Source organism: Microbacterium sp. BE35 (assembly GCF_031457705.1).
Classification (GTDB): Bacteria; Actinomycetota; Actinomycetes; order Actinomycetales; family Microbacteriaceae; genus Microbacterium; species Microbacterium trichothecenolyticum.
Map to the genome: position 1 here is coordinate 1 of NZ_JAVDXD010000001.1, position 26,351 is coordinate 26,351.

The 26,351-nt window shown below is 71.5% G+C and carries 22 protein-coding genes; 9 read left to right on the forward strand and 13 right to left on the reverse strand.

What is annotated here, in order from left to right:
- Window positions 1-132 precede the first annotated feature (132 nt).
- The 5 genes from J2Y46_RS00005 to J2Y46_RS00025 form a co-directional block, all read right to left on the reverse strand.
- Entirely contained in the window at window positions 133-1,023 is an 891-nt protein-coding gene (locus J2Y46_RS00005) for a permease prefix domain 1-containing protein (RefSeq protein WP_310239279.1), read from the reverse strand.
- The gene (locus tag J2Y46_RS00010; protein ID WP_045296651.1) at window positions 1,020-1,373 is read right to left on the reverse strand and encodes a PadR family transcriptional regulator; all 354 of its coding nucleotides are present in this window, start codon (window positions 1,371-1,373) and stop codon (window positions 1,020-1,022) included. Before J2Y46_RS00010 ends, J2Y46_RS00005 begins: the two co-directional genes overlap by 4 nt.
- A 128-nt stretch (window positions 1,374-1,501) precedes the next feature.
- A complete protein-coding gene (locus tag J2Y46_RS00015; RefSeq protein WP_045296650.1) occupies window positions 1,502-2,365 on the reverse strand; it encodes a PPK2 family polyphosphate kinase in 864 nt (287 codons plus the stop codon).
- Window positions 2,366-2,392: 27 nt separating this feature from the next.
- Window positions 2,393-4,216, reverse strand: coding sequence for a 2-succinyl-5-enolpyruvyl-6-hydroxy-3-cyclohexene-1-carboxylic-acid synthase (menD, locus tag J2Y46_RS00020; RefSeq protein ID WP_310239284.1), 1,824 nt, complete (start codon window positions 4,214-4,216; stop codon window positions 2,393-2,395).
- A gap of 1 nt (window position 4,217) precedes the next feature.
- Entirely contained in the window at window positions 4,218-4,712 is a 495-nt protein-coding gene (locus tag J2Y46_RS00025; protein ID WP_310239286.1) for a PLDc N-terminal domain-containing protein, read from the reverse strand.
- 102 nt (window positions 4,713-4,814) lie between these two features.
- On the opposite strand from J2Y46_RS00025, the gene J2Y46_RS00030 reads away from it, so the two are divergent.
- The gene (locus tag J2Y46_RS00030) at window positions 4,815-5,150 is read left to right on the forward strand and encodes a DUF4229 domain-containing protein (RefSeq protein WP_310239288.1); all 336 of its coding nucleotides are present in this window, start codon (window positions 4,815-4,817) and stop codon (window positions 5,148-5,150) included.
- Between the two features lie 99 nt (window positions 5,151-5,249).
- Here the strand turns inward: J2Y46_RS00030 and J2Y46_RS00035 are convergent, their stop codons facing one another.
- Window positions 5,250-6,233 (reverse strand): 1,4-dihydroxy-2-naphthoate polyprenyltransferase, encoded by a 984-nt coding sequence (locus J2Y46_RS00035; protein WP_310239290.1) that lies wholly within the window; start codon window positions 6,231-6,233, stop codon window positions 5,250-5,252.
- A gap of 89 nt (window positions 6,234-6,322) precedes the next feature.
- Between J2Y46_RS00035 and J2Y46_RS00040 the strand changes: the two genes are divergently transcribed.
- Window positions 6,323-6,706 carry a VOC family protein gene (locus J2Y46_RS00040; RefSeq protein ID WP_045296645.1) on the forward strand — a complete coding sequence of 128 codons (384 nt, stop codon included), beginning with the start codon at window positions 6,323-6,325 and terminating at the stop codon, window positions 6,704-6,706.
- Between the two features lie 17 nt (window positions 6,707-6,723).
- On the opposite strand, the gene J2Y46_RS00045 is transcribed toward J2Y46_RS00040, so the two are convergent.
- The gene (locus J2Y46_RS00045) at window positions 6,724-7,878 is read right to left on the reverse strand and encodes an AMP-binding protein (RefSeq protein ID WP_045296644.1); all 1,155 of its coding nucleotides are present in this window, start codon (window positions 7,876-7,878) and stop codon (window positions 6,724-6,726) included.
- 91 nt (window positions 7,879-7,969) lie between these two features.
- Window positions 7,970-8,884: a 1,4-dihydroxy-2-naphthoyl-CoA synthase gene (locus J2Y46_RS00050; protein WP_045296643.1), complete on the reverse strand. Its 915-nt coding sequence runs from the start codon at window positions 8,882-8,884 to the stop codon at window positions 7,970-7,972.
- Window positions 8,885-8,960: 76 nt separating this feature from the next.
- On the opposite strand from J2Y46_RS00050, the gene J2Y46_RS00055 reads away from it, so the two are divergent.
- Genes J2Y46_RS00055 through J2Y46_RS00065 form a run of 3 tightly spaced genes read left to right on the forward strand, consistent with a single transcriptional unit; the run spans window position 8,961 to window position 12,988 of the window.
- Window positions 8,961-9,509 (forward strand): hypothetical protein, encoded by a 549-nt coding sequence (locus J2Y46_RS00055; RefSeq protein WP_310239294.1) that lies wholly within the window; start codon window positions 8,961-8,963, stop codon window positions 9,507-9,509.
- 1 nt (window position 9,510) lies between these two features.
- The gene (locus J2Y46_RS00060) at window positions 9,511-12,537 is read left to right on the forward strand and encodes an ATP-binding cassette domain-containing protein (RefSeq protein WP_310239297.1); all 3,027 of its coding nucleotides are present in this window, start codon (window positions 9,511-9,513) and stop codon (window positions 12,535-12,537) included.
- A 25-nt stretch (window positions 12,538-12,562) separates the two neighbouring features.
- Window positions 12,563-12,988: a hypothetical protein gene (locus J2Y46_RS00065; RefSeq protein ID WP_310239300.1), complete on the forward strand. Its 426-nt coding sequence runs from the start codon at window positions 12,563-12,565 to the stop codon at window positions 12,986-12,988.
- 45 nt (window positions 12,989-13,033) lie between these two features.
- Here the strand turns inward: J2Y46_RS00065 and J2Y46_RS00070 are convergent, their stop codons facing one another.
- The 4 genes from J2Y46_RS00070 to J2Y46_RS00085 form a co-directional block, all read right to left on the reverse strand.
- Window positions 13,034-16,738: a homocysteine S-methyltransferase family protein gene (locus J2Y46_RS00070; RefSeq protein WP_310239303.1), complete on the reverse strand. Its 3,705-nt coding sequence runs from the start codon at window positions 16,736-16,738 to the stop codon at window positions 13,034-13,036.
- A gap of 253 nt (window positions 16,739-16,991) precedes the next feature.
- Window positions 16,992-17,789, reverse strand: a complete 798-nt coding sequence (locus J2Y46_RS00075) for an LLM class F420-dependent oxidoreductase (RefSeq protein WP_310239305.1) — start codon at window positions 17,787-17,789, stop codon at window positions 16,992-16,994.
- A 102-nt stretch (window positions 17,790-17,891) separates the two neighbouring features.
- Window positions 17,892-18,866, reverse strand: a complete 975-nt coding sequence (locus J2Y46_RS00080; protein ID WP_045296483.1) for a permease prefix domain 1-containing protein — start codon at window positions 18,864-18,866, stop codon at window positions 17,892-17,894.
- A 1-nt stretch (window position 18,867) separates the two neighbouring features.
- The gene (locus tag J2Y46_RS00085) at window positions 18,868-19,203 is read right to left on the reverse strand and encodes a PadR family transcriptional regulator (protein WP_045296484.1); all 336 of its coding nucleotides are present in this window, start codon (window positions 19,201-19,203) and stop codon (window positions 18,868-18,870) included.
- A 99-nt stretch (window positions 19,204-19,302) separates the two neighbouring features.
- On the opposite strand from J2Y46_RS00085, the gene J2Y46_RS00090 reads away from it, so the two are divergent.
- Both J2Y46_RS00090 and J2Y46_RS00095 read left to right on the forward strand, forming a co-directional pair.
- Complete coding sequence (locus J2Y46_RS00090; RefSeq protein WP_310239311.1) at window positions 19,303-19,470, forward strand: hypothetical protein; 168 nt, start codon at window positions 19,303-19,305, stop codon at window positions 19,468-19,470.
- A 23-nt stretch (window positions 19,471-19,493) separates the two neighbouring features.
- Window positions 19,494-20,495: an o-succinylbenzoate synthase gene (locus tag J2Y46_RS00095; RefSeq protein ID WP_310239313.1), complete on the forward strand. Its 1,002-nt coding sequence runs from the start codon at window positions 19,494-19,496 to the stop codon at window positions 20,493-20,495.
- 89 nt (window positions 20,496-20,584) lie between these two features.
- On the opposite strand, the gene J2Y46_RS00100 is transcribed toward J2Y46_RS00095, so the two are convergent.
- Window positions 20,585-21,223, reverse strand: coding sequence for a TetR/AcrR family transcriptional regulator (locus tag J2Y46_RS00100; RefSeq protein WP_045296486.1), 639 nt, complete (start codon window positions 21,221-21,223; stop codon window positions 20,585-20,587).
- 135 nt (window positions 21,224-21,358) lie between these two features.
- Here J2Y46_RS00100 and J2Y46_RS00105 point away from each other — a divergent pair, with 135 nt between their 5' ends.
- On the forward strand, window positions 21,359-24,253 hold the full coding sequence (locus tag J2Y46_RS00105) for an MMPL family transporter (protein WP_310239315.1): 2,895 nt from the start codon (window positions 21,359-21,361) through the stop codon (window positions 24,251-24,253).
- Window positions 24,250-26,322: a YhgE/Pip domain-containing protein gene (locus J2Y46_RS00110; protein WP_310239317.1), complete on the forward strand. Its 2,073-nt coding sequence runs from the start codon at window positions 24,250-24,252 to the stop codon at window positions 26,320-26,322. The genes J2Y46_RS00105 and J2Y46_RS00110 overlap by 4 nt, the downstream gene beginning before the upstream one ends.
- Window positions 26,323-26,351 lie beyond the last annotated feature (29 nt).

Consider the following 26,351-nt stretch of genomic DNA (forward strand, 5'->3'; position numbering starts at 1 on the left):
GTTTCGACTTTGACTTGTTGGGGGGCGACTCTGGCGCGATCAGGGTTTTGGTTGTTTTCTGCCTGGGCTAAGCAGCCCTTCGGGCTATGGGTTTGTTGTGGGGTGGGGGGGGGGGCGGCGCCGCCCGACGTTTCAGGACTTCTTCTCGGGGCTGAAGAGCATGCGTGCGAGGACGAGCATCATGACCGCGAAACCGCCGACGAAGGTCACCGGCGCCCACCACCAGCCGACGGTGAAGACGAGCACCGCGATGACGGCGAAGGTCACCAGCCAGATGACGGCGCTGTAGATGCCGAAGCGTGCGGCGGTCTCGGGCTCGCGCTCGAACCGGTTCGGCGGCTCGCTCGTGTGCGCCTGACGCGTCCAGGCCTTGTGGCGGTTGGTCTGGCTCGCCCCGAGGAACGCGAACAGGATGATCGACGCGATGACGCCGAGCGCCGCGAACACGACGCCCCACACCGGCATCGAACCGAAGGCGACGAGCGCGACGAAGCCGAGCCCGTACGCGCCGAGCAGCGTGGCGAGGAAGTACCCGGCGGCGCGGTTCTGCGGCATCGGGTGGTTGGTGGTCGTCTCCTGCGAGAGCGAGTCGCCGACGAGGAGGCCGAGGGCGGTCGCCGCGAACCCGAAGGCGCCGATCTGGGCGCCGAGCGGAATCGGCCACACGCCGGCCGCCCCGAGGATGCCGAGCGTGATGCCGATCACCGCGGCGATGGACCACACCACGGCCCGCACCACGAAGCCGGGCTTCGGACGCACGCGATGACGCTGCTGCAGGGCCGCGTAGCCGTCCGCGTGCGGGCGGGGCGCAGCATCCGTCGTCGCATCGAGAAGGGCACGCACATCACCGAGCTCGGCGATCGCACGGCGCGCGGCCTCGGTCGGCGCGATGCCCGCCGCCTCGAGCTCGTCGGTGCGGGCGACGAGGTTGGCACGCACCTCCTCCTTCAGGTCCTGCGCGTCGGGCGTCATCTCGATGCCCTGGAACGCCTCGTCGAGGAGTCGATGGATGTCGGTGTTCATTGCTGGCTCTCCTTCACGTCGAGCAGTGAGTCGATGATGCGCCGGGTCGCGGTCCAGGCCGCGACGTTGCCGCGGAAGACCGCGCGGCCGGCGTCGGTGATGCGGTAGTACTTGCGACGGCCGCCCTGCGACTCGTCGCCCCAGTACGACTCGACGAGGCCGTCCTTCTCCAGGCGTCGGTACGTGGCGTACAGCGTCGCCTCCTTGATCTCGTGATCGCCGCCGGTCGCATCGCGGATGGTCTTGTAGATCTCGAAGCCGTACGCGTCTCCGCGCCGCAGCACACCGAGCACGATCGTGTCGGTGTGGCCGCGCAGCAGGTCGGCCGCGAACGCGTCGTCTTGTGTCATGTCAAGTACTATATCACGTCAAGTACTCATGAGCATCAACTACTTTGCGAGCTCGAATACCCGCCTGCTCCACGACGAACGCCCCCCTGCCGAGGTTCGGCGGGGAGGCGTTCGGTGCGAGCGGCGGGTCAGGTGGCCGCGAGGCGCCGCTTCTCGGTTTCGACGTCGAACGTCGCCTTCGGCCACTGCGGGTCGATGTCCTGGAGTGCCTCGAGCAGCAGGTTCTGGACGGCGAGGCGCCCGTACCACTTGTGGTCGGCGGGCACGACGAACCACGGCGCGTGCTCGGTCGACGTGCGCTCGAACACGGTCTGGTAGGCCGCCATGTACTGCGGCCACAGCTCGCGCTCATCGACGTCGGTCGGGTTGTACTTCCAGTGCTTGTCGAGGCGGTTGAGTCGCCGCATCAGGCGCTTCTTCTGCTCATCCGGCGAGATGTGCAGCATCACCTTGACGACCCTCGTACCGGAATCGGTCAACTGGCGCTCGAAGTCGTTGATCGCCGCGTAGCGACGCTCGATCTCCTGCTCGGGGGCGAGCCGTCGCACGCGGCCGATGAGCACGTCCTCGTAGTGCGAGCGATCGAAGACGCCGATCATGCCCGAGACGGGAAGCCGCTGTTTGACACGCCACAGGAAGTCGTGCTTCAGCTCTTCCTCCGTGGGCTTCTTGAACGCCGAGAGCACGATGCCCTGCGGGTCGACGGAGCCCACCACATGACGGATGATGCCGCCCTTGCCGGCGGAGTCCATCGCCTGCAGCACCAGCAGCACGGAGGCGTTCGTCGCATCGACCCGGCTGCGGGCGTAGAGACGCTCCTGATACTCGTCGAGATCGGCGGCGCCGGACTGGAGGTCATCCGCCGCGTGCGCCTTGTCCTTCTCGTATCCCGGGGTCGAGCGGGTGTCGACGTCGGCGAGGACGAAGCTCTCACCCACTCGGAGGAGATCGGCGACGTCGCCGCTCCAGTGCTTCTGACTCGAGGCGATCATGGAGCCATCATGGCGGATGCCGCGGGCTCAGCGCTCGAGCGGGACCTCGATCAGCTGGCGTCCGCCGACCGGCGACGTGAGCGCCTGGTCGAGGGCCGCCCGCGTCGTGACGCGACGGTACTCCCAGCCGTACGCGAGCGCGAGCTGCTCGAGGCGCACCGTGTGCGGGGTCAGCAGCACCCGGTCCATCACATCGGCGCCCGCGACGGCTGCCACCTCGAGCCCGTCGAAGATCGTGCCGCCGCCGTCGTTGCCGACGATCAGCTGGATGCGCGGCTCATCCTCCTGGGGCGGCAGGAGCATCGCGCCGGCGTCATGGAGCAGCGCGAGATCGCCGAGGATCACGCGCGTGACGCCTGCGCCGCCGCCGGACTGGCTCGCGAGGGCGATGCCGGTCGCCGTGGCGATCGTTCCGTCGATGCCCGCCAGCCCGCGATTGGCGTGGACCGGCACCTTCTTGCCCGGGAGCACCTGGTCGGCGACGCGCACCAGACGCGACGAGCCGAACACGAGGCGATCATGGGGCCACGTCGCCCGCCAGACGGCGTCGACGAGCGCGGCGCGGTCGACGGGTGCGCGGATCACCCCGAGCTCCGCCGCGATCGCACCGAGCCGCTCCCCCGGCACCGCCGACGAGAGACCGTCGGCATCGGGTGCGGGTGGCGTGAGATCGACGGATGCTGCGCGTGACGCCTGCAGCCACTCCCCGAGCCATTCGCGGTCGGGGTCGCCGGTCGCGACCGCGATGCGGTCGGCGGCCAGAGTGACGCCGTTGAGGTTGAGCGGCTCGCCCGGACCCCGGATCGCGACGACCTCGATCTCCGGGTCGGAGAGCAGCGCCGCCGTCTCCCTGCTGAGAGTCGGGTGGCCCAGCACGACGACCCGCTCGATGCGGCCGCCGAGCTGCGGGTCGCGCAGCAGCGCGCGGTAGCCGTGCACGAGCTGACGGCCGAAGCGCGCACCGCTCACGATCTCGGCGACGAGCGGCCACGCGCCGACGTGGGCGAGCTCCTCCGCGTCGGGGCCGGCGTCGGCACCTGCGAGCACGATGGTGCGGGGACCGCGCTCGAGCACGAGCGGCGCGTCCTCCGGCTCGGTCGGGAGGTCGGCCTCGCCGATGCCGCCCCCGCCCTGATACAGCGCACCGGATGCCTCGTCCTCGGCGTCGACCGCCACCGGAGGTCCGTCGGGGTCGTCGACGACGGCGGTGTCGAGCTCGGCGGCGGGCACGCCCATCCACGCGGGGAGAGCGCCCGACAGCGGCTCGCGGTACGGCAGGTTCAGGTGCACCGGACCCGGCGACCGCGTGCCCGCTCCCAGCGCCGCGGCGATCGCGTCCTCGGCGAGGAGGCGGAGCATCGCACTCTGCTCGTGCGTGCCATCGGGATCGAGCGCCTCGGGCACCGGCACGTCGGCCTCGAGCCGCACCGTGGGTGCGAACATCCCCGGCTGGCGCGTCGTCTGGTTCGCACCGACACCGCGCAGCTCCGGGGGTCGGTCGGCAGTGAGCAGCAGCAGCGGGACGCCGGCGTGATGGGCCTCGAGCGCGGCGGGCAGCAGGTTCGCGACCGCGGTGCCCGACGTGCAGACCACGGCCGCCGGCATCCGTGTCTCCCGTCCGATGCCGAGCGCGGTGAAGCCGGCGACGCGCTCGTCGATGCGCACGTGGAGGCGGAGGGCCCCGCGCCGTTCCAGCTCGGCGGCGACCAGGGCGAGCGCCTGCGAGCGCGAGCCCGGGCTCAGGACGACGTGGCGCACACCGAGCTCGACGAGCCGGCCCAGCAGCGCAGCGGCGGCATCGGTCGCGGGCGCGGCGTCGAGCGCGCCCCCGGCGCTGTCGGAGGCGGTCACGTCAGCCGAGGGCCTCGCGCTGACCGCGGGCGTCGTCGTCGCCGTCCGCGGGACGGATCGGCGGCTTCGGCTGCGGCGGGGTTCCCGGCGTGGCGGTGCCGCCCGCGGCTGCCGCGCTTCCGGGCACGGCGGTGTCGTCGGATGCCGCGGGACCGCCCGGCGGGTTGAAGCGGGGGTCTTCGCCCTCGGCGTCGAGCTGCGCGAGCTCCTCCTCGAGGCGGCGGATGCGCTCGTCCTGGTCGGAGATCGTGCCGATGCGGCCGAGGAACTCGGGGTCGTCGTCGGGTGCCCTGCGGGCGGCGACGGTCGACGCGCGCCCCCGGCCGACGATGAGCCAGAGGAGGCCGCCCAGCACCGGCAGCAGGACGACGATGAGGATCCAGATCGGCTTGCTCACGCCGCGGTGGCGGGTCGGGGGCTGGACGGCGCAATCGACGATGGTGAAGACCCAGAACGCGGTCGCCACCAGGGCCAGAATCAACAGCACCCGAGGCATCTTCCCATCCTAGGCGGGCGGGGCCCCGAGTGGGCGTTCGCGGGCGCTCCGTGACGCAACCGCCGCAGAAGCCGACTCGCCGACGGAACGTAGGATGGACGGGTGAAAGCGCGCTCTGCCATCGTCTATTCGGTGCTGCGGCTGCTGGCGTTCCTCGTGCCGTTCGGCATCCTGATGCTGTTCCCGATCATGCGCGAGTACTACTGGCTCGCCGCCATCTTCGCGGCCCTCATCGGCCTGAGCCTCTCGGTGCTGTTCCTGCGCAAGCCTCTCGACGACGTCACGTCGGGCCTTGCCGAGCGCCGCGCCCAGGCGCGTGCCGCGGCGAGCGACGAGGAGGCGGAGGATGCCGCGGCCGACGCCGCCGCCCCTGCCACGCCCGCCGCCCCTGCTACGCCCGCCGCGCCCGACGCCGAGACGCCCGGCAGCCGCTCCTGAGCGCGAGATACCTCATCCACGCCGAGACACCACGCGGCGCGTGGTTTCTCGACCAGGACGCGGTATCTGAGTCCGCGGCCGGCCGGCGTGCGGCATCCGTCAGCCGATAAAGGCCCACATCAGGAACGCGCCGTACGCGACCGACGTCAGGGACGTGAGCCCGAGGGCGACGACGAGCTCGCGCGGGTCGCGGTAGGTCCACACGATGAGGATCGCGGGCGCACCAGCCAGCAGCGCCAGCAGCGTGAGCCAGGCGATCGGGTAGCCGATCCACGCCAGGAACGCGGCGATGGCGAACGCCACCAGCAGGAACACGGTGAAGAGCCAGCGCGTGGCGGTGCGGCCGATGAGCACGGTGAGCGTCCGCTTGTGCGCGGCGCGGTCCTGGTCGATGTCGCGCAGGTTGTTCGCCAGCAGCACCGCGCAGGCGATGAGACCGACGCCGACGGCGCCGAACCACGCCTCCTGCGGGACCGCGAAGGCCTGCACCCACGTCGTGCCGAGCGTCGCGACGAGACCGAAGAACACGAAGACGAAGAGCTCGCCGAGGCCGTAGTAGCCGTAGGGGCGCTTGCCGCCGGTGTAGAACCACGCCGCGAGGATGCACACGGCACCGGCGGCGATCAGCCACCACTGCTGCGTGCGGATGGTGATCGCGAGCCCGGCGACCGCGGCGATCGCGAAGAACGCCAGCGCGACGATGAGCACCGTGCGCGGCTTCACCTTGCGGCCGGCCGTGAGGCGGGCGGGACCGACCCGGAAGTCGTCGGTGCCACGGATCCCGTCGCTGTAGTCGTTGGCGTAGTTGACGCCGATCTGCAGCGACACCGACACGATGAGGCAGAAGAGCGCGATCACCCAGTGGAAGACGTCCACCACGAGGATCGCGGCGCCCGTGCCGACGAGGATGGGCGTGATCGCGAGGGGCAGGGTGCGCAGGCGCGCCGCGCCGATCCAGTCGCGCGCCGTGGGCTTCGCGACATGCGCGGGGTCGCGCGGGACGTGCGCCTTCTGCGGGTTCCCGCGGGGAGGCTGCTTCCTGCGTCCGGCGGTGGTTCGCTTCTTGCTCGGGGTTCCTGCCACGAATGCACATCATAGGGGCCGCGCCGATGAGGCACGCGAATCCGTCAACCCCCTGACGGATGTCGGCGCCGAGGGCGAGGATGAAGCCCATGCTGAGCATCGGATCCATCGTCCTCACCGTGGAGGACATCTCACGCGCCGGCGACTTCTGGCGCACGGCCCTCGGCTACGTGAACCGCAACGAGCCCTCCGACGACTGGGTGATCCTCGATCCGCCGGGCAAGACCGATTGGTCGGCGCCCGGAGCGAGCCTCGCGCTGTCGGTCACCGGGTACCCGCAGCACTACCCGCCGCGGATCCACCTCGACCTGTACGCCGAGGACCAGGCGGCCGAGGTGACCCGCCTGCTCGGGCTCGGCGCGCGCGAGGTCGACTGGCACGACTACCCCGACGACGCCGACTGGGTCGTCCTCGAAGACACCGAGGGCAACCGCTTCTGCGTCGTCGACACCGGCCCGTACCCGCAGGGCTGACCCCGCGGCGCGCCGCGTCAGTGCAGGGCCATCACCGCGCGGCGGATCGCCTCGCGGTCGGGCTTTCCCGAGGGCAGCGTCGCGAGCTCGTCCACCAGCACCAGCCGTGCCGGGCGGGCATGTGCGCCGATCTCGGCCTGGACGGCGGCACGCGCTTCCTCGAGCTGCACGGCTTCGCTGCGCCGCAGCGCCTCGCCCCGGGAGGCCACGACGACGGATGCCTCGCCCCACCGCTCGTCGGGAATCCCCACGACGACGGCGAGAGCGAGCCCCGGGATCCCGCGCACGATCCGCTCGACGCGGTCGAGCGAGACGTTGATGCCGCCCGACACGATGACGTTGTCGATGCGGCCCCGCACGCGCAGGACGCCGTCCTCGATCAGCCCTGCGTCACCGGTGCGGTACCACCGGGAGCCGTCGCGGTCGCGGAGGAACACAGCATCCGTCAGTTCGTCGTTGCCGAGGTAGCCGTCGGCCAGTGTCGGGCCGGAGACCTGCACCTCCCCGCGCTCGATGCGCAGCCGCACGTTGCCCAGGGCCACGCCGTCATAGACGCAGCCGCCGCTGGTCTCGGTGGAGCCGTAGGTGCGCACAATGCGTGCGCCCGCGGCTTGAGCGCGCTCGAGGGTCGCCGCGGGGAGCGCCTGGCCACCGACGAGGATCGTCTCGAAGGAGCGCAGCGCCGCGAGAACCGAAGGGTCGTGCTCGGCCGCGTCGAGGAGCTTCGACAGCTGCGCCGGCACCAGCGACGTGTAGCTCGGCACCCGCTCGCCGCGCTCGGTCGACACCATCATCAGCGCGGCCGCCGAGAACGCCTGCGGGGTGAAAGCGCCCGCCAGGATCGCGGGCTCGCGGTCCTGGACGAGGGAGCGCACGAGCACCTGCAGTCCCGCGACGTAGCTCGCCGGCAGCGCCAGCAGCCACGCGCCGTCGCCGATGCGGTCGGCGGTCGACAGGGCGCTCGAAGTGAGCGCGTCACGGCTGAGGACGACGCTCTTCGGGATGCCGGTGGACCCGGACGTCGTCACGACCACGGCCGTGCCCGCCCGCACCTCGCCGGGCAGCCCGCTGACGAGGCCGAGGCCGAGCGCGGGTCCGGCGCCGTGCAGCGCACCGCGCAGACCCCGCAGGATCTCGCGGGGGTCATCGCCGACGACGGGGACGAGCTTCATGCGGGCATCAACTCCTCGGAAACCTGCCGGCCCAGGCCGTTTCGCCGCGCTCCCAGGCCCAGGGCGGGAGTTTCGGAGGAGTTGGTGCTCATCAGAAGTGCCAGGGGTAGGGCGACCAGTCCGGGTCGCGCTTCTCGAGGAACGAGTCGCGGCCCTCGACCGCCTCGTCGGTGCCGTAGGCCAGGCGCGTGGCCTCCCCCGCGAAGACCTGCTGACCGACCAGGCCGTCGTCGACCGCGTTGAACGCGAACTTCAGCATGCGGATCGCGGTCGGCGACTTGGTGAGGATCGTGCGGGCCATCGACACGGCTTCGCGCTCGAGGTCGGCATGCGGCACGACCCGGTTCACCGCGCCCATCTCGTAGGCGCGCTGCGCGGAGTACTCCTCGGCGAGGAAGAAGACCTCGCGCGCGAACTTCTGCCCGATCTGCCGGGCGAAGTACGCGGAGCCGTACCCGGCGTCGAACGAGCCCACATCGGCGTCCGTCTGCTTGAACCGGCCGTGCTCGGCGGAGGCGATCGACAGGTCGCACACGACGTGCAGCGAGTGCCCGCCGCCCGCGGCCCACCCGGGGATCACCGCGATGACGACCTTGGGCATGAACCGGATCAGCCGCTGCACCTCGAGGATGTGGAGTCGCCCGGCGCGGGCCTGCTGCTCGGCCGGGACCGCGGACTCGTCCTCGGAGTACTTGTAGCCGTCGCGCCCGCGGATGCGCTGGTCGCCGCCCGAGCAGAAGGCCCAGCCGCCGTCCTTGGGGCTCGGCCCGTTTCCGGTGAGCAGGACGACACCCACGCGGGGGTCCTGGCGAGCGATGTCGAGCGCGCGGTAGAGCTCGTCCACGGTGTGGGGGCGGAAGGCGTTGCGCACCTCCGGCCGGTCGAACGCGATGCGCGCGATGCGGCCGTCCTTCGAGACGTGGGCCGTGATGTCGGTGTAGCCGCCCTCGGGCCGGCCGGGCGCCTGCTGCCACTCGCTGTCGTCGAAGAGTTCCGAAACGCTCACCCGGCCAGCCTACGGCGGGCTCCGCGCGGACGTCATGTGCAACCGGACACCGGCAGCAGGGGCCTAGCCTGGATCGGTGACTTCGACTCTTCGCGCCGTGGCGGCCGCCGCGGCATCCGCTGCCCTGCTCTTCGCCCTCGCCGCCTGCTCGTCCGACGCCCCCGGGGCGGCGCCGACGGCCTCCGACACGCAGGCCGTGCAGGTCAGCGACGAGGCGTGCGCCGATGACGCCGGCATCACCGTGGCTGTGGACGCCTCGGCGCTCGAGGACGGCGACAGCAAGTCGTGGTGCATCGAGACCGACGAGACGCTCGCCGCCGCCGACGCGCTGACGCTCGTGAACGTCACGACCGAGGGCACCGAGGAGTACGGCGACCAGGTCGTGTGCCGCGTGAACGGCGTCCCGGCTGAAGACCAGGCGATCACCGCAGACGACGGCTCGGAGTACTTCGAGACCTGCGAATCGATGCCCGCGGCGTTCGCCTACTGGTCGCTGTGGATCAAGCCCGCCGAAGGCGAGTGGGGGTACGCCGAGGAAGGCCTGTCGACCCTCGAGCTCGAGCCCGGCGAGGGGCTCGAACTGCTCTTCACCCTGAACGGCGAACCGGCAGCGCCGACGTCCTGACATGACGTTCCGACCCGGTCCCCTGCGAGCCGCGGCGATCCTCGCCGCAGGGTTCGTGGCGGCCCGGGTCGTCTACCGCATCCTCTTCCACGGCGCCGACGGCGACGGCTTCGTCCTGCTGGATCTTCCGGCGGTGCGGCTGCCGTCGCCGTTCGCGCATGTGGTGCTGCTGGGTCCCGTCACGGTCGACGGACTGTGGGATGCCGCGGCCAGCGCCGTGCCGATCGCCCTCGCGATCCTCGCGTTCGGGGTGGTGAACGCCCTGGTCGACCTGCACCGGGTCTTCGCGCGGGCCTCGCGACGCGGCCCGCTGCGCGGCGTCGCACGGGCGCTCGCGATCGCCGCGGCCACGCTCCCCTCGCTCGCCGACGGCGCCCGCGCGGTGCGGTTCGCGCAGCGACTCCGCGGCGAGCGCGGCGGGGCACGGATGCTGCTGCCGCTGCTGGAGCGAACCCTCGAGCGCGCCGGGGCCGTGGCCGCAGCCCTCGAGCTGCGTGGCTTCGCGGGACGCGGGCTGGACGGGGACTGCCTCGCACCGGTTCAGGCCGAGAGCGTGCAGATCGCGTTCGGCGACGGCGCTGCGGGACTCGGTCTCCGGCTTCCGCCGTCGCTCACGCTCGAGGCGGGCACGCTCACGCTCGTGTCGGGGCCGACCGGCGCGGGCAAATCGACGCTGCTGCGGGCCGTCGCGGGCCTGCACACGCACACCGACGGCGGCTGGATCGCCGGGTCGCTGCGGGTCGTCGGGCACGAACGCGCGACGGTGCCCCCGCGCGACCTCGCCCAGCGCGTGGGCGTGGTGCTGCAGCATCCGCGTGACGCGTTCGCCACCGAGTGGGTGCGCGACGAGATCGGGCTCTCGCTCGAGCTGCGCGGCGTCGCGCCCGTGATCACCGCCGCGCGCGTGGCCGAGGTCGCCGAGCGGGTCGGCGTGACGCCGCTGCTCGACCGCACCACCCGCGGGCTCTCGGCCGGTGAGGCGACGATCGTGGCGATCGCCGCGGCGATCGTCGAGCACCCCATCCTGCTGCTGGTCGACGAACCGCTCGCCGACCTCGACGCGGACGCTCGCGTGCGCGTCGCACACCTGCTGGATGCCCTCGCGCACGAGGCCGGTATGTGCGTCGTCGTCGCCGAGCACCGCGTCCAGGCGCTCTCCGGGATCGCCGACACGGTGCTGCGGATCGACGACGGCGTGGTCGATTCCGTGGAGTCCTTCACGGGTTCGGGGCGCACCGCGGACGATCGGGGCGCACGGGATGCGCCCCGAGTGAACGGGATACGCCCCGAACCCGCCGAACCGGGGGATGTCGTGCTGCGCGCCCGCGGAATCACGGTGCGCCACCGCGAAACGGTGGCCGTAGCGGGTGCAGACATCGAACTGCGCGCCGGCGAGATCGTCGCACTCGTCGGACCCAACGGCGCCGGCAAGTCGAGCCTGCTCGCGGCGCTCGCACTGCCCGCACGGGGAGCGGACATCGAGTCAGCCGGTCGGGTCTCGCTGGTTCCGGATGCCTCGGACGACCTTTTCGTGTCCGACAGCGTCGCCGCCGAATGCCGTCGGGCGGACCGCCGGGCCGCGCGCCGCGACGTGGGTTCGGCGCCGGGCACCGCGGCACGGTTCGCCGGATTCCTGGGTCTCGACCCCGACAGCCCGGCACTCGCAGCACGGCTGGCGCGGCATCCACGCGACCTCTCTGCGGGTGAGCGACGCTGCCTCGCACTGGCGATCCAGCTCGCGGGCTCGCCGCGTGTGCTCATGGTCGACGAGCCCACGCGCGGCCTCGACCCCGCCGCCCGCGACCTGGTCTGGGCGGCGCTGACCTCGCTCGCCGCATCCGGCACGGCGGTGCTGGTGGCCTCGCACGAGCCCGACTTCACGGCCCGCGCCGACCGCGCCCTGACGATGCGGGCCGGCGTGCTCACCGCCGCGCCGTTCCCAACTCAGGATGAGCGCGCGTCGGCCGTGCGCGAACCGCGGAATTCGGGGGGTGCTGATGCCGTCGGCTCGAACGATCCTGAGTTGGGAACTCGTGACCGGACGCTCCGGCCCTCCGCAGACGGCTCAGGCCTCGGGGAGCACCCTGATCCGGCCGGCCGCGCGCCGGCTCCCTCCCGGTCTGCAACCCAGGCCGAAAGGTGGGAACGCCTTCCTGCGGACGCGGGTCCTGCGAACCTTCCTGAATTGCGAACAGGGGAGACCGTGCCCGACGGCTCCCGGCGACGCGTCTGGGGACGCCGTCTGCCGCTCGCCGCGCTGGCCGCCGCCAACCTCGTCGCGCTCGGGGCCTTCTGCTGGCCACTGGTCGCCACCGCGGTACCCGAACAGGCCTACGCGGCGGTGCCCGTGGCGGCGCTCGCGCTCGTGCCGCTCGCCGCGCTCGTCGTCGTCGCGACGCTCGACGGGAGCGTGCGATCGGCGCACATGCTGGCGCTGCTCGGCACGCTCGCCGCGATCGGCGCGGCCGTGCGCATCGCGGGCACCGGCGTCGGCGGCGTCGAGGCGGTGTTCATCCTGCTGATCCTGGCGGGGCGTGCGTACGGCGCACGGTTCGGCATGCTGCTCGGCATGGCGACGATCGCCCTGTCCACCCTGATCACGGGCACGTTCGGTCCGTGGACCCCGTTCCAGATGTTCGCGTGTGCGTGGGTCGGCGCGATCGCGGGACTCCTTCCCCGGCGGATCTCGCGCGGGGGCGAGATCACGATGCTCAGCGTCTACGGCGTCGTGGCCTCATACGCGTTCGGCCTGCTGATGAACCTCTGGTTCTGGCCGTTCGCCGTCGGCTACGGCACCGGCATCTCGTACGACGGCAGCGCACCGCTCGACGTGAACCTCACGAGCTTCCTGCTGTACTCGCTCGTCACCTCGACACTCAGCTGGGACACCCTCCGCGCGATCACCACGGTTCTCGGACTGGCCGTGGTCGGCCGTCCGATCCTCGCGGCGCTGCGGCGCACCAAGCCGCTGGCGACACGGACGCAGCCCATCCCCGCCCCGCGGGAGCGCGCATCTGCCCTATCGTGAGGGTCACGTGCGGGAAGGAGCTCACGTGATCACCGCGACCGCACCGCCGCCGACCGACCTCGTCGGCGCGTACCTGCCCGAGATCGTCTCGCTCGCGAAGCGCGGCCTCCTGTGGGCGGTGCTCTACGGCATGCTCACCCTCGCCTCGAGCGGCGGATGCCTGGGCTCCGCGTCCGGCGGAGACCAGATCTGCTACACCGCGACGCTGCGCCCGTCGCCCCTGACGTGGCTCGTGATGGCGCTCGTGTTCGTCATCGCCCTGAGCCGCGCCGCGAAGGCCACGACGACCGCCCAGATCACGCGCATCCTCCGGATCGCCGCGACCGCCCTGTGGGTGGTGCCGCTCGTGGCCTCCGTGCTCGGCATCGTGTCCTTCATCACGGCATCGCCCGACGCATGGCTCGACGGCGGCGTGCCCGCCGGCATCGACTTCCGGATCACGTCGAACTGACGGATGCCGCGGGTCGCCGCATCCGTGTTCTGAAAGCACCCGACCTCAGACGGAGAAGTACTTCGCCTCGGGGTGGTGGAAGACGAACGCATCGGTCGACTGCTCGGGGTGAAGCTGCAGCTCCTCGCTGAGCTCGACCCCCATCCGCTCGGGGCGGAGGAGCTCGACGACCTTGCGGCGGTCCTCCATGTCGGGGCACGCGGGGTAGCCGAGCGAGAAGCGGGCGCCGCGGTACTCGAGTTTGAAGAGGCCCGCCGTGTCGGTCGGGTCCTCCTGCGAGAAGCCGAGCTCGGAGCGGATGCGGGCGTGCCAGTACTCGGCGAGCGCCTCGGTCAGCTGCATCACCAGCCCGTTGAGCTCGTAGTAGTCGCGGTACCTGTCCTCGGCGAAGAGCTTCGCGGTGACCGAATCGATGTTCGCGCCCGCGGTCACGAGCTGCACCGGCAGCACGTCGACCTGGCCGGACTCGCGCGAGCGCACGAAGTCGGCGAGGCACAGGTGGCGGTCGCGGCGCTGGCGCGGGAAGTGGAAGCGCAGCCGGTCGGTGCCGAGCGTGCCGCCCGACCCGCCGTCGGGGGCGAGGAGGCCGGCGTCCCCCAGCGCTCCCGAGGGGTCGTCGCCGTGGTGCAGCACGACGACGTCGTTGCCTTCCGACACGACAGGGAAGAACCCGTACGCGACCGAGGCGTCGAGCATGCCCTCGGCGAGGATGCGGTCGAGCCAGTACCGCAGCCGCGGCCGGCCTTCCGTCTCGACGAGCTGCTCGTAGGTGGCGCCGTCCTCGCCGCGGCCGGGTTTGAGGCCCCACTGGCCCATGAACGTCGCGCGCTCGTCGAGGAACGCGGCGTAATCGTGCAGCGCGAGGCCGCGGACGATGCGGGTGCCCCAGAACGGCGGAGCGGGGACGGGATTGTCGGATGCCACGTCCGAGCGTGCCGGCATCGCCTCGGGCTCCGTGAGGGTGAGCTTGGAGCCCGCCGCATGCCGCCGCTTCTTCAGCGCCGGGAGTCCGACGGACGCCGGATCGGCGCCGCGCGCGATCTTCACGAGCGGGTCCATGAGCGCGAGCCCCTCGAACGCATCGCGGGCATAGCGCACCTCGCCGTCGAACAGCGAGGCGAGGTCGTCCTCGACGTACGCGCGCGTGAGCGCCGCACCGCCGAGGATCACCGGCCACTTCTTGCCGAGGCCACGCGACGTGAGCTCTTCGAGGTTCTCCTTCATCACGACCGTCGATTTCACGAGGAGACCGGACATGCCGATGACGTCGGCGTCGTGCTCCTCGGCGGCCGCGATGATGTCCGCGATCGGCTGCTTGATGCCGAGGTTGACGACGTCGTACCCGTTGTTGGTGAGGATGATGTCGACGAGGTTCTTGCCGATGTCGTGCACGTCGCCGCGGACCGTCGCCAGGATGATGCGGCCCTTGCCCGAGGCATCCGACTTCTCCATGTGCGGTTCGAGGAGGGCGACCGCGTTCTTCATGACCTCGGCCGACTGCAGCACGAACGGCAGCTGCATCTCGCCGGCGCCGAACCGCTCGCCGACGACCTTCATACCCTCGAGCAGGTGGTCGTTGATGATCTGCAGCGGCGCCAGGCCGCCCTCGCGGGCGAGGTCGAGGTCTGCCTCGAGGCCCTTGCCCTCGCCGTCGATGATGCGCCGCTCGAGCCGCTCGCCGACCGGCAGCGCGGCGAGCTCGGCCGCCCGCTGGTTGCGCAGGGCCGCGGTGTCGACGCCCGCGAAGAGGTCCAGCATCCGTGCCAGCGGGTCGTACGTGACGTTGCCGTCTGCGTCGTACTCGCGGCGGTCCCACACCAGATCGAGCGCGACCTTGCGCTGCTCCTCCGAGATGGAGGCGAGCGGCACGATCTTCGCGGCGTCGATGATGCCCGAGGTGAGGCCCGCCTGGACCGCCTCGTGCAGGAACGCGGAGTTCAGCACGCTGCGCGCGGCCGGGTTGAGGCCGAACGACACGTTCGAGACGCCGAGCGTCGTGTTGATGCCGGGGTACTTGGCCGTGATCTGCCGGATCGCCTCGATCGTCTCGATGGCGTCGCGGCGGGTCTCCTCCTGGCCGGTGGCGATCGGGAAGGTCAGGCAGTCGACGATGATGTCGTTCACCCGCAGGCCCCAGTCGCCCACGAGCTCGTCGATGAGCCGCGTCGCGATCTGCACCTTGCCCTCGGTGGTGCGGGCCTGGCCGTGCTCGTCGATCGTCAGCGCCACCACCGCGGTGCCGTGCTCCTTCACCAGCGGCATGATGCGTCCGAACCGCGAGGTCGGGCCGTCGCCGTCCTCGTAGTTGACGGAGTTCACGACGGGCCGGCCGCCGATCAACTCGAGCCCCGCGGCGATGACCGCGGGCTCGGTCGAGTCCACGACGAGCGGCAGCGTCGACGCGCTCGCGAGACGCGACACGACCTCGCGCATGTCCGCGGCGCCGTCGCGGCCGACGTAGTCGGTGCAGACGTCCAGGAGGTGGGCGCCGACGCGGATCTGGTCGCGGGCGATCTCGACGCAGTCGTCCCACCGCTCCTCGAGCATCGCCTCGCGGAACGCCTTCGATCCGTTCGCGTTGGTGCGCTCGCCGATCGCGAGGTACGAGGCGTCCTGCTGGAACGACACGTGCTGGTAGAGCGAGGCCACGCCGGGGTCGAGGTCGATGGCCCGGTCGCCGAGAGCACGCACGTGAAGCGCGCGCTCGCTGTCTGGGCCGGGTTCGGCAGGGTTCGTGTCGGTTCGCTCGCTCGACGACCGGAGGTGGGCCAGGCGCTCGACCACCGCGGCCAGGTGCTCGGGCGTGGTGCCGCAGCATCCGCCGACCAGTCCCAGCCCGAACTCGCGCACGAACTGCTCGTGCGCGGTCGCGAGCTCGACAGGGGTGAGCGGGTAATGCGCGCCGTTCGCGCCGAGCACGGGAAGCCCCGCGTTGGGCATGCACGCGATCGGCACGGTCGCGTGCTTCGACAGGTGCCGGAGGTGCTCGCTCATCTCGGTCGGGCCGGTGGCGCAGTTGAGCCCGATCGCGTCGACGCCGAGCGGCTCGATCGCGGTCAGCGCCGCGCCGATCTCGGAGCCCATGAGCATGGTCCCGGTGGTCTCGACGGTCACCTCGACGAAGATCGGAAGACGGATGCCGCGGCTCACGATCGCCTGACGACACCCGTTGATCGCGGCCTTGGTCTGGAGCAGGTCCTGACTCGTCTCGACGAGGAACGCGTCGGCGCCGCCGTCGATGAGGCCCTCGGCCTGAAGTGCGAAGGTCTGCTTGAGGTTGTCGTAGGTGGTGTGGCCGAGGCTCGGCAGCTTCGTGCCCGGACCCATCGAGCCGAGCACCCAGCGCACGCGCCCGTCGACGGCCTCCGCCGCCTCGACGCGCTCGCGCGCGATGCGCGCACCGACCTCGGCGAGCTCGGCGATGCGGTCGACGATGCCGTAGTCGTCGAGGTTCGACCAGTTCGCACCGAACGTATTGGTCTCGACCGCGTCGACACCGACCTCGAGGTACGCGTCGTGGATCGCGCCGACGACGTCGGGGCGCGAGACGTTGAGGATCTCGTTGCACCCCTCGAGGCCCTGGAAGTCGCCGTCGATCGACAGGTCGTACCGCTGGAGCATCGTCCCCATCGCGCCGTCGGCGATCACGACCCGCTCACGCACGCCGTCGAGCAGCTGCTGCGACCTCTCGGGTCGCGGAACCCCGTCGATGTCGAGGGCGAACCGGGGTACGGGCGGTGCTGCGGTCACCTCCGCGATTTTAGTCGCCGGTACTCCGGGGTCGCGGTTCGTGACGGATCCTCCGCTCGGCCCCCGCGCGCCACCGCCCCCACCCGCCGCCCCCACCCACCGCGAGAATCCATCGGGGCGACGAGACCCTGGGGCTCACCCGGGGTCTCGTCGCCCAGATGGATTCTCGCGGAATGAGCGAGGGACGCGGGACCAGCGAGGGACGGCGGGACCAGCGAGGGACGGCGGGACCGACGAGGGACGGCGGGAGGGGTCAGGCGTTCTTGGTGTCGCGCCAGCGCAGCCACGAGCGGATGAGGTCGTAGTCCCAGTCGGGGCCCTGGAATCCGATCGTGAACAGGCGCACGCCGGCGTCGTAGAGGCCGTCGGCGTGGGCCTCGTCGCGCTGGTGCAGCTCGTTCGAGATGACGAGGTTGGAGGTGTCGCGCTGCTCGCGATCGGCCCACCGCTCGATGACCTCGAGCTTGTGGGGCAGATCGCTCGCGCGCACGTAGCTGTGCCAGATGTCGGCGTGCCGGGCGACCAGGCGCAGGGTCTTCTGCTCGCCTGCGCCGCCGATCATGACCGGGATGTCGCGGGTCGGGGCCGGGTTGAGCTTCTGCCAGCGCGCCTCGATCCGCTCGAGCCCGGCGGCGAGGTCGTCGAGGCGCGACCCGGCGGTGCCGAACTCGTAGCCGTACTCCTCGTAGTCGCGGGCGAACCAGCCCGAACCGGTGGCGAAGATGAAGCGGCCGACGCCGTCCTTCGCCGAGATGTGGTCGATCGTGCGGGCCATGTCGGCCTGCAGGTCGGGGTTGCGGTAGCTGTTGCAGTTGACGAGGGCACCGAACTCGACCCGCTCGGTCTGCTCCGCCCATGCGGCGAGCATCGTCCACGACTCGAAGTGGAGGCCGTCGGGGTCACCGCTGAGCGGGAAGAAGTGGTCCCAGTTGAAGAGGATGTCGACGCCCATCTCCTCCAGCCGCAGGACGGCGTCGCGGAAGGAGGAGTAGGGCGCGTGCTGGGGCTGCAGCTGCACGCCGAGGCGCACGGGAGTATCGAGGAGGGGCATGGGGAAAGCGTACGGCCGCTCGAAGGGGGCGGTCCTCGTTCGAGGGAATGCGCCGAGATGCGGACCGCCCCCGGGGTTCGGTCCGCATCTCGGGCCAGGTCCTCAGCTGAGGACGCGTGACGACCCCCGCCGCGCACGCGCAGCCTTGAGTGCGGCATCCACCGTGTCCCAGATCGCGACGCCCGCGATGACGAAGCCGACGATGATCGAGATGATCTCGCCGACCTCGGCGCCGTCGCCGGGGATGATCGTCGGGAAGTACGCCGGGTTGATGAGGCGCCCTTCGAACAGCAGCCACAGCGCGGGCACCGCGATGACGAGATTCAGGATGCCGTTGGCCACCGCGAGTCCGACAGTCCAGCGTCCGATCGCGTAGACGACGACCGCGAGCACGGCTTCGAGGGCCATCACGGCGAACAGCGCCAGGATCCACCAGGGCCAGAGCCCCGGGTCGAGGAACGATAGACCGGGCTCCGTGGGCACGAAGCCGATGAACAGGTCCCACAGCACGACCCCGGCCATGATTCCGAGGAACGCCAGCGAGGTGATCATGTCGCCGAGGCCGACGCCCTTCTGGCGCGGTTCGGGGAGCTGGTCGGGCGTCCAGGGCTGGCCGGTCATCGGCTGGTGACCGGTGCGCTCGAGGATGACGAAGACCAGCGTGGTCCAGAACGCGAGGTGCACGACCACCGAGAGCAGCAGCGGCACGAGCGCGCCGATGATCTCGCCGAACGTGGCACCGTCGAGCACCATCGCGAGCGAGACGCCGAAGGCTGCGCACGCGGGCACGATGTACAGCAGCAGCTTCAGCAGCCGCCACCAGTCGAGGAAGTAGCGCGGGCCGACGAGCCACAGCGGGCGATCCGTGTACCCCGCGGCGAGCTTGTCGGGGTCGCCGAGCTCGGTGAGCACGGCGCGTTCGGCCGTGTCGCGCGGCTCGCCCTGCTCGAGGCGGGCTTCGACCTGGTCGTCGATCGACGCGCGCAGCTCGGCCGCGAGGTCGGCGCGCTGCGCCTCGGGCACCGTGCGCATCGCCGCGTCGACGTAGCGATCGGTGAGGGTGGCGGTGGTGGTCATGTCACTTCTCCTGGGGGAGGGCGTCGATCGCGACGGCGATCGCGCGGAAGTCGTCGGTGAGGGCGCCGGCCAGACGGAGGCCGGCATCGCTGGTGCGGTAGAACTTGCGGGGACGGGATTCGTCGGTGTTCCACTCGCTCGTGAGATACCCCTGCTTCTCGAGGCGCCGCAGCAGCGGGTACAGCGTGTTCGCGTCGGTGGGGAAGCCGCGCTTGCCGAGCTCCTCGAGCAGCCCGTACCCGTACCCCGGCGTCTCGAGGAGCCGCAGGCACGCGAGCACGGTCGTGCCGCGCCGCAGCTCCTGCAGATGCGTCTCGAGGATCTCGGTTTCGCTCATGCCTCACACCATACTGTGCGTCACACACTATCGTCAACGGCACTTTATAGTTCCGATCCGAACTGGGATGCTGGGGGCACCGCGAGACGGGAGGCCCCCATGTCCGAGAAGCCGAGTCGTTGGATGCGCCTGAAGTGGGCACTCCTCGGAAAGCCCGTGAGCCATGAGGAGTACCGGAATGCGCACTCCTCCTCGTACGTCGATGCCCGCGTGATCGGGCACGCAGAAGCAAGGAGTCACCGCTTCCAGGCCGGCAGCGGATTCTGACCGCGACGGGGCAGACTGAGCACGTGACCACGTCTGCCCCGCTCCCCCCGCTCGCCGAGATCCTCGACACCGCGCACGTCGTCGCACTGCCACTCGCGACGCGGTTCCGCGGCATCGACGTGCGCGAGGCCGTTCTCTTCCATGGCCCAGAGGGCTGGGCCGAGTTCTCGCCGTTCGCCGAGTACGACGACGCGGAAGCCTCCACGTGGCTGGCTGCCGCCATCGAGGATTCACGGATGCCGCGGCCCGCCGCCCTTCGCGAGCGCATCGGCGTCAACGCCACCGTGCCGGCGGTGGCGGCAGCATCCGTCCCGTCCGTACTGGCGCGGTTCGACGGCTGCCGCACGGCGAAGGTCAAGGTGGCGGAGCCCGGTCAGGTGCTCCCGGACGACGTGGCGCGCGTGCGCGCCGTGCGCGAGGCCATGGGGCCGGAGGGGCGCATCCGCGTCGACGCCAATGGCGCCTGGAACGTCGACGAGGCCGAGCACGCGATCCACGCGCTCGCCGAGTTCGACCTCGAGTACGCCGAGCAGCCGTGCGCGAGCGTCGAGGAGCTCGCTGAGCTGCGTCGGCGCGTGAAGTACATGGGCATCCCGATCGCCGCCGACGAGAGCGTGCGCAAGGCGGCCGATCCGGTGGCGGTCGCCCGGGCCGGAGCCGCCGACCTGCTCGTGATCAAGGCGCAGCCGCTCGGCGGCGTGCGGCGAGCGCTCGAGATCGTCCAGGAAGCCGGCCTTCCCACGATCGTGTCGAGCGCGCTCGACACGTCCGTCGGGCTGTCGATGGGCGTCGCGCTGGCCGCAGCCCTCCCCGAGCTCGACTACGACTGCGGACTCGGCACGGCGTCGCTGTTCACGGCGGACGTCGTCGATCCGCCGCTCGCGCCGCGCGGCGGGATGCTCGCCGTCGGGCGCGTCACGCCCGACCCGGCGCTGCTCGCCGCGCACGCGGCATCCGCGGACCGCCGCCGGTGGTGGCTCGACCGGCTCGCCCGCTGCTATGAGGTGCTGCGCACCGCGGGGTGATGCCTGCGGGACTCACCGCCTGCGGAAGGCTCGCGGCGTTTCGACTCGCAAGCTCGCTCAACGACCGGGAGGAGCGCGACTGCCGGGGGTCAGAGGGGGTCGACGAGGGCGGTGGCCACGCGCGCGGTGCGCTCGTTGACCAACTGGTGCATCTCGGGCACGCTCAGGCCGGTCATGACCGCGAAGGCCGACGTGTCTTCCCAGGTCTGCAGGATGAGGCCCGCGAACTCCTGCGGCGACAGGCGCAGCCTGAAGCGATACGTGAGCGCGAGCTCCTCGATGAACGAGCCGACGCGCTCGACCATGCCGGTCTGCCACGCGATGTAGGTCTCGGCGAGCCGCTGGTCGCGCATCGCGCGCGTGCGGATCTCGCTCGTGAGCAGGATGCCCTGCTTCTTGTCGAACGCCACGTCGAGCAGCTGGCGCACGAGGGCACCGGGCTCGAGATCCTCGCCGCGCTCCTGCAGCTGGGCGACGCGCTCGGCGACCTCGTCGATCTTCTCGCCGGCGACCCGCTCGGTCAGGGCGAGCATGAGCTCGTCCTTGGTCTCGAAGTTGGAGTAGAACGCGCCGCGCGTGAAGCCTGCGCGCTCGCAGATCGCTTCGACGGATGCCGCATCCAGGCCGACTTCCGCGAAGACCAGGGCGGCGGCATCCAGCAGCTTCTGCCGGGTCGCCTCCCGGCGACGTGAGGTGCCGGTCGCTTCGGCCACGGGGGTGTCGGTCATCGGTCCTCCATCTCGTCCAGTCTCACACGCATTACTCAGGTTGGGGCGACACGTCCGCCCTACGATACACTCATGTATCCGATACAGCGCTGTATCGACGGTTCCCGAACTCTCCACCCGTAACCGGAGGCGCTGTTGTCGACTCTTCTGTATGCGCTCGGCCGTTGGACCTACCGCCACCCCTGGCGGGTGCTGGTCTCGTGGCTCATGCTGCTCGGCATCGCCCTCGGGTTCGCGATCCCGCACCTGGGCGGCACCGACAACTCCTTCTCGATCCCCGGCACGGAGGCGCAGGAGGGCATCCAGCTGCTCGATCGCAGCTTCCCCCAGGCGAGCGGCACGAGCGCCCAGCTCGTCATCGTGACGGCCGACGGCGACCGGATCGACGAGGAGCCGTACACCGGCGCCATCGGCGACACGGTCGCGCACCTCGAAGACCTCGACGGGGTCATCGCCGTGACCGACCCCTTCAACGAGATGGTGACGGGCATGGTGTCGGACGACGAGTCCGCCGCGATCATCCGCCTGCAGTTCGACGGCCAGTCGACCGACGTGTCCGACGAGACGAAGGAGGGCCTCGAACAGGTCGCCGACGATCTGCGCGAGACGCTTCCCGAGGGCTCGCAGGTCGCCATGGGCGGCGACCTCTTCTCCACTTCGGTGCCTGCCCTGTCCCTCATCGAGGCGGTCGGCGTGCTCATCGCGCTGTTCGTCCTCATCGTCACATTCCGCTCGTTCGCGGTGGCGTGGTTCCCGCTCGTGTCCGCGCTCATCGGCGTGGGCCTCGCGATCGCGCTCATCTTCGTCGCCACCGCGTTCGTATCGGTGTCGTCGACGACCCCGATGCTCGCGATCATGCTGGGACTCGCGGTCGGGATCGACTACGCCCTCTTCATCGTGGCGCGACATCAGGATCAGGTGCGCGCCGGGGTCGAGCCCGAGGAGTCCGCCGCCCGCGCGACAGGCACGGCCGGTTCCGCGGTCGTCTTCGCCGGCATCACGGTGCTCATCGCCCTCATCGGCCTCGGCTTCGCCGGCATCCCCTTCCTCACCACGATGGGCATCGCCGCGGCGGTCGCCGTCGCGATCGCCGTCGTCGTCGCCCTCACTCTCACGCCCGCGCTCCTCGGCTTCTCGAAGCACCGCGTCGCCGGCTGGGGCCACGGCAGGAAGCGGCGGGGGATGCCTCTGCCCGGTGCCCGCCGCTCGGCGGCGCAAGAGGCCCGGACTTCGGACGCCGGCGTCGAGCCGAACGACGTCGTCGACGCGCCCCTCCCCTCCCACACGCCGACCAAGCGGACCAACCGCTGGGTCATGCTGGTGACCAAGCACCCGATCGTCACCACCATCGCCGTCGTGCTCACGCTCGGCGTCATGGCGATCCCGGCGGCGAGCCTCGCGCTCGCCCTGCCGAATGCCGGCCAGCAGCCGGAGTCGAGCCAGGCGCGTCAGGCGTACGACCTCACGGCCGAGCACTTCGGGCCGGGGTCGAACGGCCCGCTCATCATGACCGGGACGATCGTGACGTCGACCGATCCGCTCGGACTCATGGCCGACCTCAAGGCCGAGATCGAGAAGGTGCCGGGCGTGAAGGAGGTCGCGCTCGCGACGCCGAACGAGACCGCCGACACCGGGCTGATCCAGATCGTGCCCGAGACCGCGCCCGACGACCCGGCCACCGCCCAGCTCGTGCGCGACCTGCGCGCGCTCGCCCCGGAGCTCGAGGACGAGTACGGCGTCGACCTCAAGGTGACGGGATTCACCGCCGTCGGCATCGACATCTCGGACCGCCTGGGCGCCGCCCTGCTGCCGTTCGGCGTGTTCGTCGTGGGCCTGTCGCTCGTGCTCCTCATGATCGTGTTCCGCTCGATCTGGGTGCCGATCAAGGCCGCCCTCGGCTACCTGCTGTCGGTGATGGCCGCGTTCGGCGTCGTCGCAGCCGTGTTCGAGTGGGGCTGGGGCGCGGAACTGCTGCATGTGGACCGTACGGGCCCCGTGATCAGCTTCATGCCGATCATCCTGATGGGCGTGCTGTTCGGCCTGGCGATGGACTACGAGGTCTTCCTCGTCAGCCGCATGCGCGAGGACTTCGTGCACGCCCGCCGCGCCGCCGGCGGTCACGCGACGCGCGGCGGCCGCGATCTCGCGGTCGGCGCCGTGCGCTCGGGCTTCACGGCCTCGGCGCGCGTGGTCACCGCCGCCGCGGTCATCATGTTCGCCGTCTTCGCGGCCTTCGTGCCCGAGGGCGACTCCTCGATCAAGCCGATCGCGCTGGGCCTCGCCGTCGGCATCGCCGTCGACGCGTTCCTCGTGCGCATGACGCTCGTGCCGGCCGTCATGGCGCTGCTCGGCGACAAGGCGTGGTGGATGCCGCGCTGGCTCGAGCGGATCCTCCCCCACTTCGACATCGAGGGCGAGGCCGTCGAGCGCGAGCTCTCGCTCGCCGACTGGCCGGAGCCCGACACGACGGCCGTGGTCGTCGGCGACGGCGTCGCTGTGCGTGCGGACGCGGGCGGCTCGGCCGGCGAAGTCGTGCTGTTCGACGACGCCGCCTTCCGTGCGGAGCCCGGCGGCACGCTCATCGCGACGGGCGACCCCCGCGCGGCGCGGGCCTTCGCGCTCACGATCGCGGCGCGACTGGCCCCGACCGACGGACGCCTGCGCGTCGCCGGCCATCTGCTCCCCGAGCGCGGGGCCTGGGTGCGTGCGCACGTCGGGCTCGCGCTCCTCGCCGACGCCGACGACCGCGTGCCGGCGCTGCGCCGCGCCCTCACCGGGAAGGCGAGCCTCGTCGTGATCGAAGGCGTCGACGCGCTCGATCACGCGGAGCGCGACCAGGCCGCCGCGCTGCTGCGCGACGCCGCTGCGGCGCTCGCGGCGAGCGACAAGCGGCTGACGCTCGTCGTGACCGGCCGCACCGAGAGCGCGGCTCTCGCCCTCCTCGCGGACGCGCACCGCCCCGACGTGACCTCGATCACGCTGCGCTCCGCCACCGCTCAGACCACCCCCACCGCAGAGGTGAACGCATGACCCCGAACTGGATCACCACGGCCGTCGAGCGCGCGCGCTCGACCCGGCCCGTCACGTGGCTGACGCTGATCGGCGTGCTGCTGCTGCCCGTCGTCATCGGCGGCATCCTGGTGGCCGCGCTGTACAACCCCGTGGAGCGGCTCGACAACCTGACCGCCGCCGTCGTGAACGAGGACGAGCCGGTCACCGTCGACGGGCAGCTGGTGCCGCTCGGCCGCCAGCTCACCGCCGGGCTCGTCGAGGGCTCAGACGAGCTCGACAGCAACCTCACCTGGACGCTCTCGAACGCGGATGACGCGGCCGCTGGCCTCGCCGACGGCACCTACGCCGCCGTCATCACGATCCCCGAGAACTTCACGGCCGCCGCCCTGTCGACCCGCCCGGGCGAGACGCCGGAGCAGGCCACGATCGAGGTGACGACGCCTCCCGACAGCCTCATCGTGGACGACGCCATCACGGCGCAGGTCGCCTCCGCCGCCGCCTCGACCATGGGCACGCAGCTGTCGACCGTGTACCTTGAGAACGTCTTCCTCGGGTTCACAACGCTGGGCGACCAGCTCGGCACCGCCGCCGACGGTGCGCAGCAGCTCGCCGACGGCGCGACCCAGGCCGCCGACGGCGCGGCTCAGCTGCCCGACGGCATCTCGCAGATCGCCGACGGCAACGACCAGCTGGCAAGCGGGGCCTCGCAGCTCGCCAGCGGCGCCGGCCAGATCGCGGGCGGCGCGACGTCGCTGCAGTCCGGTCTGACCACGATCGCCGGCAAGACGCGTGAAGCCTCAGCTGGTGCGCAGCAGATCGCCGACGGCGTGAACGCCGGCGCTGCGGCCCTTGAGCAGACCGGGGTCGTTCCCACCACCGTGTCGGATTACCTCGACGTCGCGGCTGCAAGCACCGTCACGACAGCAACCGACATCGGGACACAGGCGGCGGCGCTGCAGCAGCTCTCGGCAGAGTGCACGCCGTCCGATTCGGGCTTCTGCATCCGCCTGGCGAACGCGGCGGCCGGAACACTCGCGGCCGCCGGGCAGGCGGGCACCGCCGCGACGGATGCCGGCACCGCGGTGTATGTGCTCGACCAGTTCAACAAGAAAGCGACGGCAGAGTTCGCAACGCAGTTCCGCACCATCGGCACCGGCGTCGGCACGCTGGCGGGCGGCCTCACCCAGCTCGCCGGCGGCATCGACCAGTCAGCGGCGGGCGCGGGGCAGCTGGCGACCGGCGTGACCGGCATCCAGAGCGGAGCGGACGGCCTCTCCGACGGCGCATCGCAGCTCGCCTCGGGCGCGACCCAGGCCGCCGACGGCGCCACGAGCCTCGCCGAGGGCGTGGCCCAGCTCGCGGACGGCACCGGTGAGCTCGCGAGCGGGCTGGCCACGGCATCCGATTCCCTCCCGTCGTACACCGACGACCAAGCCACCGACCTCGCCACCGTGGTGGCGAACCCCGTGGAAGCGGAGGGCGTGGGCACGTCGCTGTTCGGCGCCTCCGCGATCCCGCTTCTCGCGACCCTCGCACTGTGGTTCGGCGGACTCGGCACCTTCGTCGCGTTGCAGGCCGTCTCGCGTCGCGCGCTCACGTCGCGCCAGCCCTCGGCGCTGCTCGCGCTGCGCTCGTTCGCCCCGGCGGCGGCGCTCGGCGCCGTGCAGGGCATGCTCGTGGCCGGCGTCGTGCAGCTCGCCGCGTCGTACGCGTGGGCGGACTGGTGGGTGTTCGCCCTGGTGGCGGTCGTCGCCGGCATCGCGTTCGCCGCGGTGAACCAGGCCCTGATCGCCGTGTTCGGCGGTGCCGGGCGATGGATCGCCGCACTGATCGGCGTGTTCGCCGTCGCGACCGGCGTCGTCTCGACGGTGCCCGGTGTGCTCTCGAGCGTCGCGGCCCTGCTGCCCACCGGGCCCGCCTACAACGGGATGCTCGCCGCCCTCACCTCGGCGTCGGGACTCGGCGCCGCGATCGCCGGCCTGGTGGTGTGGACCGTGCTCGGCCTCGGCGCCACGATCCTCGCGGTGGCGCGCCGGCGCAGCACGTCGGCGAGAGCGCTGCTGAAGGCGGCCCCCGTCACCGCCTGACCCGCGCGTCGACGGAGCCCCGGCCGCCT

Bases quoted from the DNA above. Each gene is read 5' to 3' on its own strand.
- J2Y46_RS00075 (WP_310239305.1), bottom strand. From the start codon at position 17,789: ATGCCCCTCCTCGATACTCCCGTGCGCCTCGGCGTGCAGCTGCAGCCC.
- J2Y46_RS00010 (WP_045296651.1), bottom strand. From the start codon at position 1,373: ATGACACAAGACGACGCGTTCGCGGCCGACCTGCTGCGCGGCCACACC.
- J2Y46_RS00045 (WP_045296644.1), bottom strand. From the start codon at position 7,878: ATGAAGCTCGTCCCCGTCGTCGGCGATGACCCCCGCGAGATCCTGCGG.
- J2Y46_RS00110 (WP_310239317.1), top strand. From the start codon at position 24,250: ATGACCCCGAACTGGATCACCACGGCCGTCGAGCGCGCGCGCTCGACC.
- J2Y46_RS00015 (WP_045296650.1), bottom strand. From the start codon at position 2,365: ATGATCGCCTCGAGTCAGAAGCACTGGAGCGGCGACGTCGCCGATCTC.
- J2Y46_RS00085 (WP_045296484.1), bottom strand. From the start codon at position 19,203: ATGAGCGAAACCGAGATCCTCGAGACGCATCTGCAGGAGCTGCGGCGC.
- J2Y46_RS00100 (WP_045296486.1), bottom strand. From the start codon at position 21,223: ATGACCGACACCCCCGTGGCCGAAGCGACCGGCACCTCACGTCGCCGG.
- J2Y46_RS00040 (WP_045296645.1), top strand. From the start codon at position 6,323: ATGCTGAGCATCGGATCCATCGTCCTCACCGTGGAGGACATCTCACGC.
- J2Y46_RS00080 (WP_045296483.1), bottom strand. From the start codon at position 18,866: ATGACCACCACCGCCACCCTCACCGATCGCTACGTCGACGCGGCGATG.
- J2Y46_RS00025 (WP_310239286.1), bottom strand. From the start codon at position 4,712: ATGCCTCGGGTGCTGTTGATTCTGGCCCTGGTGGCGACCGCGTTCTGG.
- J2Y46_RS00090 (WP_310239311.1), top strand. From the start codon at position 19,303: ATGTCCGAGAAGCCGAGTCGTTGGATGCGCCTGAAGTGGGCACTCCTC.
- J2Y46_RS00060 (WP_310239297.1), top strand. From the start codon at position 9,511: ATGACGTTCCGACCCGGTCCCCTGCGAGCCGCGGCGATCCTCGCCGCA.
- J2Y46_RS00005 (WP_310239279.1), bottom strand. From the start codon at position 1,023: ATGAACACCGACATCCATCGACTCCTCGACGAGGCGTTCCAGGGCATC.